The sequence below is a fragment of the Solwaraspora sp. WMMA2101 genome, assembly GCF_049179175.1.
Taxonomy (GTDB): Bacteria; Actinomycetota; Actinomycetes; order Mycobacteriales; family Micromonosporaceae; genus Micromonospora_E.
Genome location: NZ_JBMHMA010000006.1, coordinates 4,549,321 through 4,562,061 on the forward strand (window position 1 = coordinate 4,549,321; position 12,741 = coordinate 4,562,061).

10 protein-coding genes are annotated in these 12,741 nt (G+C 71.8%); 2 read left to right on the forward strand and 8 right to left on the reverse strand.

Annotated elements, in window-relative coordinates:
• Positions 1 to 154 precede the first annotated feature (154 nt).
• From ACN28F_RS21710 to ACN28F_RS21725, 4 genes are all read right to left on the reverse strand, one after another.
• Entirely contained in the window at positions 155 to 2,047 is a 1,893-nt protein-coding gene (locus tag ACN28F_RS21710) for a CocE/NonD family hydrolase (RefSeq protein ID WP_289209758.1), read from the reverse strand.
• A 130-nt stretch (positions 2,048 to 2,177) separates the two neighbouring features.
• Positions 2,178 to 3,395 carry an ABC transporter substrate-binding protein gene (locus ACN28F_RS21715; RefSeq protein WP_421359450.1) on the reverse strand — a complete coding sequence of 406 codons (1,218 nt, stop codon included), beginning with the start codon at positions 3,393 to 3,395 and terminating at the stop codon, positions 2,178 to 2,180.
• 5 nt (positions 3,396 to 3,400) lie between these two features.
• On the reverse strand, positions 3,401 to 3,805 hold the full coding sequence (locus ACN28F_RS21720; RefSeq protein ID WP_282229226.1) for a roadblock/LC7 domain-containing protein: 405 nt from the start codon (positions 3,803 to 3,805) through the stop codon (positions 3,401 to 3,403).
• A gap of 32 nt (positions 3,806 to 3,837) precedes the next feature.
• The gene (locus ACN28F_RS21725) at positions 3,838 to 6,414 is read right to left on the reverse strand and encodes a nitrate- and nitrite sensing domain-containing protein (RefSeq protein WP_421359452.1); all 2,577 of its coding nucleotides are present in this window, start codon (positions 6,412 to 6,414) and stop codon (positions 3,838 to 3,840) included.
• Positions 6,415 to 6,800: 386 nt separating this feature from the next.
• Between ACN28F_RS21725 and ACN28F_RS21730 the strand changes: the two genes are divergently transcribed.
• A complete protein-coding gene (locus ACN28F_RS21730; protein ID WP_421359454.1) occupies positions 6,801 to 7,697 on the forward strand; it encodes a hypothetical protein in 897 nt (298 codons plus the stop codon).
• Here the strand turns inward: ACN28F_RS21730 and ACN28F_RS21735 are convergent.
• Entirely contained in the window at positions 7,676 to 8,050 is a 375-nt protein-coding gene (locus ACN28F_RS21735) for a winged helix-turn-helix transcriptional regulator (protein ID WP_421359456.1), read from the reverse strand. The genes ACN28F_RS21730 and ACN28F_RS21735 overlap by 22 nt on opposite strands.
• 80 nt (positions 8,051 to 8,130) lie before the next feature.
• On the opposite strand from ACN28F_RS21735, the gene ACN28F_RS21740 reads away from it, so the two are divergent.
• Positions 8,131 to 8,544, forward strand: coding sequence for a RidA family protein (locus ACN28F_RS21740; RefSeq protein WP_421359458.1), 414 nt, complete (start codon positions 8,131 to 8,133; stop codon positions 8,542 to 8,544).
• A 37-nt stretch (positions 8,545 to 8,581) separates the two neighbouring features.
• On the opposite strand, the gene ACN28F_RS21745 is transcribed toward ACN28F_RS21740, so the two are convergent.
• The 3 genes from ACN28F_RS21745 to ACN28F_RS21755 are packed head-to-tail and all read right to left on the reverse strand — an operon-like array spanning position 8,582 to position 12,719.
• Positions 8,582 to 9,271, reverse strand: a complete 690-nt coding sequence (locus ACN28F_RS21745) for a response regulator (protein WP_421361471.1) — start codon at positions 9,269 to 9,271, stop codon at positions 8,582 to 8,584.
• Between the two features lie 11 nt (positions 9,272 to 9,282).
• A complete protein-coding gene (locus tag ACN28F_RS21750; RefSeq protein WP_421359459.1) occupies positions 9,283 to 10,623 on the reverse strand; it encodes a sensor histidine kinase in 1,341 nt (446 codons plus the stop codon).
• A 53-nt stretch (positions 10,624 to 10,676) separates the two neighbouring features.
• On the reverse strand, positions 10,677 to 12,719 hold the full coding sequence (locus tag ACN28F_RS21755; RefSeq protein ID WP_421359461.1) for a serine hydrolase domain-containing protein: 2,043 nt from the start codon (positions 12,717 to 12,719) through the stop codon (positions 10,677 to 10,679).
• Between the last annotated feature and the right edge of the window lie 22 nt (positions 12,720 to 12,741).

Genomic DNA, 12,741 nt, shown 5'->3' on the forward strand with positions numbered 1-12,741 from the left:
ACCCGCCCCGCCCGCCCGTCCCCGCCCGCCCGTCCCCGCCCGCCCGTCCCCGCCCCCGACGATCTTGCGGTTGTCGCGAGGATTTGTCCACTTTGTTCCGCGATAAGTGCAAGATCGTCGGGAGCGGTGGGTCAGATCGTCGGGGGCAGGGGGGTCAGAGGCCGGCGGCGTGGGCGGCGGCGGTCCCGCCGACCACCGGCAGCACGATCCGGCTGGTCTTGAGCGCCACGTCGATGGTGGCCCGGGTCTGTACCGCCTGCGACGAATACTGCGGGTAGGAGCCGACCAGGATCACCCCGATCCGGTGACCGGGGGCGAACACGTAGTCCTCGGGCAGCAGCGGGAAACTGAAGTTGTACGCCGTACCCGGGGTCAGTGGCGCGTCGACCCGGATCGACTGTCGGTTGCTGGCGTCCATGATGCCCTTGGTGACCAGCTCGGTGTCGGCGGTGGCGACCCGCTTGGCGGTCTGTCGGAAGCAGCCGTCGTCGGTGGCGCTCGCCTCGCCCCAGCAGTCCTTCGTGGTCAGGGTGACGATGCCTTCGCCGGAGGCCCGGTGCGCCACCCGTTCGGCGGTGCCGTAGTCGACCAGGATCGCCCCGAGGTGGGTGTCGGTCTGGTCGGCGGCGGCCCGGATTCGGATCTGCGGGGTGCCGGAGACGTGCAGCGGCGCGGTCAGCGGCTCGGAGAGGTAGACCAACCGGTGGGGCTGGAGCGCCTCCGGGTTGCCGATCATCGTGCTCTGGCTCTGCGTCGGGTTGTCCTGGAAACTCTCGGTGGTCGGCTTGGCAACCGGGACCAGGCCGAGGCCGCCGGCACCGGCCGCGCCGGGCTGCAGGAAGATCTCCGTTTCGGCGGTGCCGGGCACCGGCCAGTCGGCGTACGTCTGCCACACGTCGGCGGCCCGCTCCACGTCGACCATCGGCTCGTCCATGATCCCGTTGGGCACCTGGTGCAGCCAGAAGTCGAACCAGCGGTGCAGGGTGTCCACCCATTCGGCGCGCCGGAAGTCGAACGGGTCGACGTGCCCGGTCTGGGTGATCCACAGCTTGCGGGTCACGTCGTGCTCGGCGAGGGCGTACCAGAACTTGCTCATGTGGTCGGCGCGCACGTTGTCGTCGTTGATCCCGTGCACCAGGAACACACTCGCGGTGATCTTGTCGACCTTCTTGACGTAGCTGCGTTCGTTCCAGAAGGCCGTGTAGTCGCCGTGCTCGTCGCCGTCGGCGGCGGCCAGCGCGTCGCGCACCGGTTTGCAGTACGCCCGCCGGTCCGGGTTGGTCACCACGTTCGCCAGGTACGACGGGTAGTCGTTGCCCCGGGTCACCACCCCGTTGCTGCGCACGTAGTCGTAGTACTCCGACGGGCCGCCGATCGGCACGATCGTGGTCAGCCCCTTGACACCGGTCACCGCCGTCGCCATCGCCAGCGAGCCGTCGTACGACTTGCCGATCATGCCGGTGTGGCCGTTGTGCCAGTCGGCGGTGACCACCGCGCCGGCCGCGTCACGGGCCACCGCCCGACCGTTGAGCCAGTTGACCGCCTGCTTGGCGCTGAGGTTGTCCTGGTTGGCGTTGGTGGTCGGGCAGCCGGTGGAGGCACCGGTGCCGACCATGTCCAACAGGATGACCGCGTACCCGCGCGGCACGAAGTAGTTGTCGTAGAACAGCGGCCAGGTGTCGAGCAGCCCGTCGCCGTCGAGGTCCTGCTTGCACTGCGCGTCGTTGCCCCGGCACAGCGTCGTGTAGTACGGGCTGGCGTCCATGATGACCGGCACCCGCAGCCCGTCGGCGGTGGCTGCCGGGCGGATGACGTCGAAGGCGATGATGTCGCGCAGCCCGTCACCGTCGCTGTCGAAGGTCGAGTCGATGAACAGTTTCTCCCGGATCGCGTCCGCGTAGCCGAAGACCGGCTGCGTGACGCCGTCGGACACCACGATCGACGGGGCCGGTCGGGCGTACGCCGGTGACGACGCGCCGAATCCGGCCACCACGGCCAGTGGCAGGACCAGGGTGGCGGCCCCCCACGATCTGCCGATACGTCCCATCCACACTCCTTTATAGGCTGGAGTGTCAGGCTAGGCAGGCCGTGGCGGCCGGGACTATCGGCAACTGTCGGAAAACACCGCGCCGGTACGCAGCAGTTGCCGCCAGCGGGTGCGTCGACCCGGCGGCGGGTCAGCCGCCGAGGGTGGTCAGCTCGGAGACCACGACGTTGGCCAGCGCCCGGCCGTCGCGGCGGACCTGCCGCAGGTACCACTTCTGGATCGGCGCGTGGGTGGTCTTGGCGAACTGCCACGGCCCGCGCGGGCTGGTGAGCTGCCCGAGGTTGGCGATCGCCGCGTTGATCTGCGCCGGCGTCGGGTTGGTCCCGGCGGCGGCGATCGCCCGGTCCAGCACGGCCGCCGCGTCGTACGACGCCATCACGATCGAGGTGGGCACCCGGCCGGGGTAGGCCGCGTTCCACGCGGCGACGAACTCCCGGTTGGCCGCGTTGTCCAGGTCGGGCGAGTAGTTCAGCCCGTTGTAGATGCCCTCCGCCGCCTCGCCCTGCGCCTCCAGGCTCGCCGGTTCGGTGACGAAGCCGGCCGCGTACAGCGGCAGGTCCGCCACGTCCGACTCGGCGTACTGCTGCACGAAGGAGATGGCGCTCTGGGCGTCGAAGAAGCAGTAGATCGCGTCGGCGTCGGACTCGGCGATCTCCTCCAGGTACGGCTGGAAGTCGGTGGTGCCGGGGAACGGGGAGAACACCGCCTGCCCGCCGGGGTTGGCGATCCGGCCACCGAGTCCTTTGAAGGTGTCGACGAAGCCGCGTAGCTCGTCGCGGCCGCCCTGGAAGTCCGGCCCGATCGCGTACACCCGGCCGCTGCCGACCTCCTGCTTCACGAACGGTGCCATGGCGACGCCCGGTTCCTCGGAGAGCAGATTGGTGTGCCAGACGTAGGTCACGTCGTCGATCTCGGGGCGGCCCAGCCCGCCGACCAGCGGCACCTGGCGTTCGTTGATCAGCGGCAGGATGGCGGTGACGTTTCCGCCGTTGATGATGCCGGTGATCGCCGAGACGCCGTCCTGCTCCAGCAGCCGGGTGGCGGACTCGACGGCCACCTGAGGGTCGTAGCCTTCGTCGGCGACGACCATTTCGGCCGGGTGGCCGCCGAGTTGGCCGCCGTGCATGTCCAGGTAGAGCTGGAATCCGTCGCGCAGCTCGGAGCCGGGTGCCTCGAGCTGGCCGTCGATGTTGGCGAGCATTCCGATCTTGATCAGCTGCGGGGCGTCGTCCGCGCCGCCGAAGCAGCCGGCGGTGCCGGCGACGAGTACGCCGACCAGGCCGGCCGCGAGCAGCCGGTGACCGGCCCGGGTCAGGTGCGGCCGCTGCCACGAGGTTGGGCGTCGCATCTCGATCACAGGATCCGCAGCAGTTCGGCCCGCACGGCCGGGGTGAGCGCCTCGCCCATCCGGTTCGCCAGGTCGGTCATCTCGTACGAGACCTGCCCGACGTCGCAGGTGGGGGAGGCGAGGACCAGCAGTGAGGCCCCGTCGCTGAAGGCCATACAGAACATGAAACCGCCGTCCATCTGGGTCACGTTGGAGATCACCTCACCGGCCTCGAAGAAGCGGGCCGCCCCGACCAGCAGGGCGATCAGGCCGCTTCCGGTGGCGGCGAGCTGGTCGGCGCGGTCGCGGGGCAGTCCGTAGTTGTGCGCCAGGACCAGCCCGTCGGTGGAGATGGCGAGGGCGTGGCTGACTTCCGGGGTCTGGCTGACGAAGTGCTGCAGCAGCCAGCTCAGGTCGTTCGGGCTTGTCACGGTGTCGCTCCAGGTCGGATGAGGAATCAGCGTCAGGAGGTGGCGGCTGGCGCACGCCGTCCGGCGACGCCCTTCGCGTAGGCCGACATGGCCGCCGACACCGCGCCGGGGTCGAGCTTGCGGGCGGCGGCGGGCGCGGGTTGCGGCGCGTCGGGGATCAGGTGGTGCTGCGGTACGCGGCGCGGCAGCAGCCCGTCGGGTGCGGGTGTCGGGGCGGGCGGGGGTTCGTTGGCCTCGGCCCATCGCCGGCCGCCGTCGTCCGGCCAGGTGACGATGACTGCTTCACCGTCCAGGGCGGTGCGGAACCAGCCGTTCACTGTCCGCCGGTCGCCGGTCGCCGCCGGGTTGCCGGCAGCTGCTCCGTCGGAGTGCGTCGAGGTGGCGACGCCGATCGCGGCCGTCGGCGCGGGCACCGACGTGGCTGCCGGTGCCGGGGCGACCGCCGGCGCGGTCAGTGGCGCGGGCGGCGCGGGCACGGGGTTCGGCGTCGGCGTCGGTGTCGGCGAGGGGCGGAACAGCGGCGCCGGGGCGCTGGCGACGGCGCGGCCGGCACCGACCACGGCGCGGCCCGCTCCGATCGCGGGGTACGGCGGGACACCGTCGACGGCTCCCGGTGCGGTGGACCGGCCGCCGACCATCGACGGCCGGACCTGGGCCGCGACCGGCATCGGCTCGGGCTGTGCGACCGGCCGTCGGGTGACCACCGCCGCGGGCATGATCACCTCGGCCACGGTGCCGCCGGCCGGCCCGGGGTGCAGTTCGATCCGGATCCCGTGCCGGCTGGCCAACCGGGCGACCACGGCCAACCCCATCGCCCGTACGCCGGACACGTCGACCGATCCGGGGCTGGCGAGCTGTGCGTTGAGTTGCTCGCAGCGCTGGGCGGAGAGCCCGACGCCCCGGTCCACCACCTCGACGATGGCGCGGTCGGCCAGGGCGTGACCGCTGACCAGTACCTCGGTCTCCGGTGGCGAGTACCGGGTCGCGTTGTCCAGGAGTTCGGCGAGCAGGTGCGCGACCTCGTCGACCGCGGTGGCGACGACGGACAGTTCCCGGTCGACGGTGCCGATGCGGACCCGGGTGTAGTGCTCGATCTGCGACAGCGCGGCCTGGATGACGCTGTCGAGCGGCACCGCCTCCTGGCGTACCCGGGAAATGCCGGAACCGCCGAGCACCAGCAGGCTCTGGTTGATCCGGGCCATCCGGGTCGCGAGGTGGTCCAACCGGTACAGCTGCTCCAGCCGGTCGGGGTCGGTCTCGTCGCGCTCCACCTCGTCGACCTGGGCGAGCATCGCGTCGACCAGTCGCTGCTCACGGCGGGACAGGTGGACGAAGATCTCTGCGACGTTGGCGCGCAGCACGGCCTGCACGCCGGCGACCCGGACCGCTTCGCGGTGCAGCGCGCGGGTGGCGGTCGCCACTTCGGCGATCTCGTCGGTGCCGGTGATCGGGAACTCCGTCACCGACCGGTCGGCCACTTCGTCGGGTCGGACCGTGCCGGCCGGGGCCGCGTCGAGTTCGCGCACCACGGCCGGCAGCCGGTCGTACGCCACCGTGGTGACGATGTTGCGCAGGCTGCGTAGCCGTTTGGTGATCCGCCGGGCCACCACACCGGTGAGGACCGCGGTGAGGACCAGTACGAGCAGGATGCCGGTGCCCTGCAGGATCGCGGTGTAGAGGCGCTGTTGACGTTCGGTGGCGACGGCGTCGGCCACCGCGACGTCCATCTCGCGTTGGATGCCGTACAGCTGGCCGATCCACCCGTCGGTGGCCTCGATCCAGACGTCCCGGTCGAGGGCGAACCGTTCCCCGGGCAGCGTCCGACCCACCTGGTCCTGGAGTCGCTGGCCGGCGACGACCTGCGGGTCGGTGCCGATCTGTTCCCAGCGCACCACCCACTGCTGGTCGGCGAGGTCCAGGAACGAGGTGCTGGCCTCGACGAAGCGGGCCTGCGCGCCGGCGCTCTCCTGTTGGCCGGCGGCGGTGAGTTCACCGCCGACCAGGCTCCGCAGCACGATGATCTGCAACTGCCCGATCGCCTCGCCCGCCTCCGACACCGCCACCGCCGCGCGTACCTCGTCGGCGGTCTGTGCCGAGGTCTCGGCGACCACCGAGGTACGGAAGGCGAGCAGGTCGGCGATGAGGATCCGGTAGCTGAAGGCGATCGCGGACAGCGACACCCGTGGGCTGGACCGGACCTGTTCGCGGACGGTGGCCAGGGCGTTCAGCCCGGCGTCGACCCGCTGCAGCACCGCGCTGTCGGTGTCCACCTCACCGCGTTGCTGCTGGAAGGCGGCGATCGCCGCGTCGGTACGGACGACCTGTTCGGCGTAGCTGGCGCTGGCGGTCTCACTGCCGGTGGTCAGCTCGGCGGCGGCGACGACGCGTTCGGACTGCAGGGCGCGGGCCAGCGCACCGGCCTCGGTGGACAGCAGCGCCAACTCGGAGGCCCGGTCGGCGGTCAGGACCTGGCGTACCGTGCCCTGCAGCGCCAGCCCGGCGAACCCGATCACGGCGACCAGCGGTACGGCCACCAGGAAACGCAGCAGGCCGACGATGCTGCCGCCGCCGATCCGCCACCGATGGCGTGCACCCGAGTCGCTGGGCACCCTGCCTGCAGTCAAGGCCCGTGTCAACTGCGAACTCCGTCCCCTGAGTTGCCGCCGTCAGTCGCCGCAGATGTCGGTGAATGTAGCTAAACCGATCCGTGTGCGGGCGTTGACCCCGCGTCAGGGCGCATTCGTACCATGCGACGTGAGTCGGATTCCAGACTCTTGGTCGGCGTTCGGGCGGGATTGACGGGCCGGCCCCGTCCGGATCGCGCAACGGTCGACCACAGGTCCACCGATCGACCGGTTGCCGGCACGTCCGGTCGTCCGCACGTGCACCCACGTCGGCGTAAAGCCGCAGGCCCGGTGGCGCGCCGTGGGCGCGTTCCCACGACGATCGACAGCGGCACCCACAGCGGCAGCGGGCGGGTCCTACGATGCCGCAGGTGCACAGGATGGACGAGCCGGTCGCCGGCGGTGCGTGGCAGGCGCTCGTCTGCGACGTCGCCGCACCGCGTCGGCCGGGCCTGCGGGTGCGGGTGGCCGGTGCCGGCCGGTTGCTGCTGGAGCAGGCCGGCAGCCCGGTGCTGTTCGCCGTCGTCGCGGCCGATCACGGCGGCGTCGACTACGTGCGTACCGGCCGGTTCGTCGCCCCGGTCCCGCCGGTGCGGGCGGCGCAGGCCAGGTCGGTCGGGCTGCGTACCGGCGACGGAGCCTGGCATGCCCGGTGGGCGCACCGGTTCGCCACCGCGTTGGCCGCGGCCCCGCTCGGCCCGCTCCACGATGGGCGGTGGGTGATCGGCCGGTCGGTGGCCGACCCGGCGGTCACCCCGCTGCCGGACGACCCGGGCGTCATCGACTGGTTCGCCGCCCGCGACCCCGGCCAGGTGCTGCCGCTGCGTCGGCTCGCGGCGGCGGGCGATCCCCGGGTCCGGGCGTACCGCAAGCAGGTCCGCGACGGCACGCTCGCGCCGGTGCTGCTGTGGTGGATCAGCGGCCTGGACAGCTACGTCCTGCTCGACGGGCACGACCGGCTGGTCGCCGCGCACGCCGAGGGCCGCCAGCCGCCGGTGCTTGCCCTGTCGCTGGCGTCGGCCCGGCGGGTCGCCGTCGAGACCGAGGTCGCTCGCCGACACTACGAGGCGACGACTGAGCGGATGCGGCCGCTGGTCGAGGCCGGCACGCCGGGGGCGGCCGACGCGGTGGTCGCGGTCGATCGGCGGTACGCCGCGCAGCTGGCGACGATCCGGTCCGGTCACGCCGCCACCCGGGCCTGGCCGCTGCCCGGCGGTTCGCGGCGCTGGTCGGAGTTGGCGCGCGGCTACACCGGTGCGTCGTCGTAGCGTCGGCGGGCGCGTTCGACTTCGGGGTAGTTGGCGGCGGTCCAGCCGAACAGGGCGTCGACGAGGTCCTGCAGGGTCTTGCCCAGCGGGGCGACCCGGTACTCGACGGCGAGTGGGCGGGTGCCGGTGACGACCCGTTCGACCATCCCGTTGCGTTCGAGCCGGCGCAGCGTGGCGGTCAGCGACTTCTGGGTGACCGCCGGGATCGCCCGGCGGAGTTCGTTGAACCGCAGCGGTCGCTCGCAGAGTGTCTCGAGCACCCGCAGTGACCATTTGTCGAGCACCTGGTCGAGTAGTTCCCGTTGTTCGACGCTGAGCGGGGAGTCAGTGGGTGGGCGGGTGGTCTCCGGCATGACACCTAGTATCGTTGAAGTTCCCTTCTGATACCAGGTATAAATTCGATACCTATTCGGGTCGACGAAGGGAACCATCCGTGAGCGTGCAACTGTTCTCCCCGGCAGGGATGGCCCAGCCCGTCCCGTACCACCACGTGTCGGTCGCCACCGGCACCCGCCACGTGCACGTCGCCGGCCAGGTCGGCCGCGACGCCGACGGCAAGCCGGTCGGCGACGCCGACGACCTCGCCGACCAGGTCGCGCAGGCGCTGCGCAACACCGCGCGCGGGCTGGCCGGTGCCGGCGCGGGCTTCGCCGACGTCGTCCGACTCCGGTTCTACGTCACCCGCTGGACGCCGGAGCAGATGGACGAGTTCATGGCCGGCGTGGCCCGGGTGGCCGACGAGGTCGGCCTCCCGCAGCCGCTGCCGCCGTCGTCGCTGATCGGCGTCGAGGTGCTGTACGCACCGGACGTACGCGTCGAGATCGAAGCCGACGCCCTCCTCGACTGACCGGCCCCGGGTCGGGACCCGGGGCCGGGCTGCGTCGTCAGCGGGGCACCAGCCCGTTCTGGTACGCCCACACCACCGTCTGCAGCCGGTCCCGTACCCCGATCTTCGCCATCGCCCGCCCCAGGTGCGACTTGACGGTGCTGGTCTCGATGAACAGCTCGTCGGCGATCTCGTTGTTGGACAGGCCCTTGGCGAGCAGCCGGACGATCTCGGCCTCCCGCGGGGTGAGCTGCTGCGCGGCCGCCGACTCCGTCGGTGCCGCTGCCGCCCGCCGCCGGGCGAACTCGGCGATCACCCGGCGGGTCACCGTCTGATCGACCAGGCCGTAGCCGCTGGCCAGCCGGCGGATCGCGTCGACCAGCTCCTCCGGCTCGCAGTCCTTCAGGATGAAACCGCTGGCCCCGGATTCGAGCGCGCCGAAGACGTACTCGTCGAGGTCGAACGTGGTCACCACCAGGACGGCCGGTGCCCGCTCACCCACCTCGGCCAGGATCTGCCGGGTCGCGGTGAGTCCGTCCCCGCCGGGCATCCGCACGTCCATGCAGATCACGTCGGGCCGTAGCTGCCGGGCGGTGGTGACCGCCGCCGACCCGCTGGACGCCTCCGCCACCACCTCGATGTCGTCGGCCTGCTCCAGCAGCACCCGGAAACCGGCCCGCACCACCGCCTGGTCGTCGACCAGCATCACACGGATCGTCCCGGTGCCGCCGGCGGCACCGCTGCCCATCTGTGTCCCGGTCACGACCGGTCGCCTCCCTTGTCTGTCAGTGTCGCGGTGACCGACCAGCCACCATCGGCGGTCGGGCCGGCCGCGAACCGGGCACCGATCAACTGCGCCCGTTCCCGCATGCCGACCAGCCCGACGCCGCTGCTGATCCGGGCCGCCGGCGCGGGTCGACGCGCCGGCGGGGCGTTGCGCACCGACACGGTCACCTCGCGCGGCAGGTAGCGCAGCTCCACCCGGACCGACGCGCCGGGGGCGTGCTGGCGGGCGTTGGACAACGATTCCTGCACCATCCGGTACAGCGCCACGTCGGCGATCGGCGGCACCGGGCGGGGCACCCCGTCGATGTCGAACTCGACCGGCGTACCCAGGTCCCGGGCGGTGCGGATCAGCTCGCCGAGCACCGCCAGTCCGGGCACCGGCACGTTCCCCCCGCCGGGCCCGGACGCCTCGGCGGCCCGGTCAGCCGGGGTGCCCCGCAGCACCCCGACGACCAGCCGCAGGTTGTCCAGCGTCTCCTTGCCCTGCGACCGGATCCAGGCCACCCCCTCCTTCGCCGCGGCCGGATCCCGGTCGATCAGCCGGTGCACCGCCGCCGCCTGCACCACCATCCCGGACAGGTGGTGCGCGGCGACGTCGTGCAGCTCCCGGGCCATCTGGGTGCGTTCCGCACCGATCGCCGCCTGGACCTTCGCCTGCTGGGTCCGGACCACCTCGGCGGCCTGCTCCCGGACCAGCCGCAGATAGTGCCGGCGGGTGGCGACGTAGCTGCCGACGAAGGTCCCACCGAGGTAGGACAGCGCGCTCGACCCGGCCGGCCCGAGCGCCACCAGCACGATGTCCCCGGTGGTCAGGGCGGCGGTGCCGAACGCCGCCGACACCTCGACCGCCACCGCCGCGCTGACCAGGGCCACGGCCCGCCGGGCCGGCAGCAGGGCCCCGATGGTGTACGCGACGACGAGCGGCGCGAACCCGCGGATCGTCGCGTCCGGCGGGGAAAGGGCGATCATGACCACCTGCAGTCCGACGACGCCGACGAGGCAGACCAGCGGGTGGACCCGCCGCAGGCAGAGCAGCAGCGCCTGCCCGACACCGAGCGCGACGAGCAGACAGGCCTGCGCCGGGTCGAGCGCGATCTCGTCCGGCGGTGTCACGACCCAGAACACAGCCGCCATCAACGTGAACGTCAGCCCGGCGACGCCGAACGCGAGCAGGCAGTCCCGGGCGAACGGCCCGGTCACCCCGAGGCGGGCGAGCAGTACGTCCATCCGCTTGGTCAGCCGGGACGGGTCCGCCGGCCCGGTCGGCCCGCCGGTCGGTGCGGTGACCGGGTCGCTCCCGATGTGCTCGTTCACCGTGTCAGCATCCTCTACTCGTTGATCGAGACGGATCGGGCGGGTCGCGACGGTCAGTAGGAGATGTTGGGTGAAAGCAGCATGAACTCGACAGCGAACCACCCTGTACCGATCAGAGCCAGCAGGACCAGGGCGCTGCCGGCGATCCGCGACCAGCCGACCCGCCGGCGGATGTCGTCGGCCAGCCGGACCGCTGCGGGGACCACCCCGATCAGGCCGATCAGCTGAGCCACCTGGACGTTGCGCAACGACACGGTGGAGAGGTTCTCCATGCCCATGATGAGCACGATGCTCCCCACCCAGCCGCCGATCGCGAGCAGAGCGCTGACGACGGCGACCCGGCTCAGAATGCGCGCGGTGCGGCCGGCCCGATCACGTGGTGTCCGCCGCAGCAGCCGGCGACCGATCGCCCCGATCGGCCAGGCCAGGACGGTGAGCAGCAGGATGAGCGTCGAGGCGACGATCACCGGGATGGCCAGGTAGGTGCTGCGCGCGGTCTCGACGGGCACCAGGGCGAACGCGGAGTCGAAGCTGATCGCGTCGACCTTGCCGTCGACCGCCCGCATCGCGACCGTGTTCTGCCCGCCGACCTCACGCCAGACCCAGGGCTCGATCTCTTCGTAGACGGCAGCGGAATCGGACAGCGGGCGGGGCTCGAACAGCAGCCGATCGCCGTCCTGGACGCTCACCGTGGTCCGCCCGACCAGGCCGAACAGGGTCATGAAGTTGCTCTCGACGGCGCGGGAGCTTCCGTACGTGCCGGCGGCCATCGCGGCTCGTTCGGCAGAGCCGGCCGGCGAGTTGTTCACCGGCGTGTCGTTCCCTGCGGTATCGGGCACTGCCGGGAAGTAGCGGTCGGCGAAAGCCTTCGTCAGGTCCTGCCGAAGCTCGTGGACGGCCAGTCCCGAGGTCCCGGTGCTGTTGAGCGAGACGAACAGGCCGGCGCCTTCCTCCGGGTAGATCTGCAGGTGCGAGTGGAAGTACTGGGTATCGCCGCCGTGCCCGATGATCCGTCGGCCGTTGCGGCTCTCGTCGAAGAAGCCCAGCGTCATCCTCGGTGCACCGGCGAGGGTGCCGAGCGTGGACTCGTCGAGCGCCGGCTGGTGCATCAGCTCCCGCGTCGGTTCGTCGAGCATCGGGGTGTCGCCGACGGATTCGCCCAGGTGGGCGAGCATGAAGCGGGCCATGTCCGGGGCCGAGGCGCTCATCGACCCGGCGGGCGGCGTGCCGATGATCTCGAAATACCCGGCGGGTGACGACACGTTGTCGTACCCGTTCGACACCCGGTCGGCCAGGTCCGCCGGCAGCGGCTGGCGGAACGACGACGACGTCATGCCGAGGCGGTCGAAGATGTTCTCCTCGACGTAGTCGTCGAAGGACAGCCCGCTGACCTGTTCGACGATGTATCCGGCGAGCGAGTTGCCGTAGTTGGAGTAGGCCGGCATGGTGCCCGGCCGGTAGACCTGCTCCGGAGGGTCGGTGACGAGCGCCTTGCGCAGGTCGACCTGGGTGCCCTCCTTGCCGATCAGGCCGGCGATCCGCTCCTCGAAGCCGGCGGTGTGGGTCAACAGGTGCCGCATCGTGATCGGCTCGTCGAAGCTGCGTGGCAGGTCGAAGTCGAGGTACGCGTCGATGTCGGCGTCGAGGTCGACACTGCCGGACTCGACGAGCTGCATGGCGGCGGTCGCGGTGATCAACTTCGACACCGAACCGATCCGGAACAGATGCCGATCGGGGTCGACCGGTGTGCGGGGCGAGTCGTCGGCACCGGTGTCGGCGTCGCCGTACCCCCGGGTCGTGACGATCCTGCCGTCGTAGACGACGGCGACCGTCGCCCCGGCGATCTTGTTGTCCCGCAGCGCCGCCGGCAGTCGCTCGTCGAGCCAGGCGTCGACGTCGCTGGCGTCCAGGACGGCTGCTCCGGTGGCCGCAGCAGGGGCGTCGACCGCCGGATCCGGCTCCTGAGCGGCAGCCGGCCCGCCGGAGCCGGCGACGCCGGCCCCGACGGCGAGGGCGGTCACCAGGGCGGCGCCGAGGCGGCGCAGCCGGTGTCCCGGCGTGGGCGGGGTATGCGCTGGTGCATCGTTCGCGTTCATGGGGATCAGCCTGCTGCAGCGC

What these genes read in the sequence shown, in the direction of transcription:
- ACN28F_RS21710 (WP_289209758.1), bottom strand. Translation starts at nt 2,047, where the DNA reads ATGGGACGTATCGGCAGATCGTGGGGGGCCGCCACCCTGGTCCTGCCA.
- ACN28F_RS21715 (WP_421359450.1), bottom strand. Translation starts at nt 3,395, where the DNA reads ATGCGACGCCCAACCTCGTGGCAGCGGCCGCACCTGACCCGGGCCGGT.
- ACN28F_RS21735 (WP_421359456.1), bottom strand. Translation starts at nt 8,050, where the DNA reads ATGCCGGAGACCACCCGCCCACCCACTGACTCCCCGCTCAGCGTCGAA.
- ACN28F_RS21745 (WP_421361471.1), bottom strand. Translation starts at nt 9,271, where the DNA reads ATGGGCAGCGGTGCCGCCGGCGGCACCGGGACGATCCGTGTGATGCTG.
- ACN28F_RS21755 (WP_421359461.1), bottom strand. Translation starts at nt 12,719, where the DNA reads ATGAACGCGAACGATGCACCAGCGCATACCCCGCCCACGCCGGGACAC.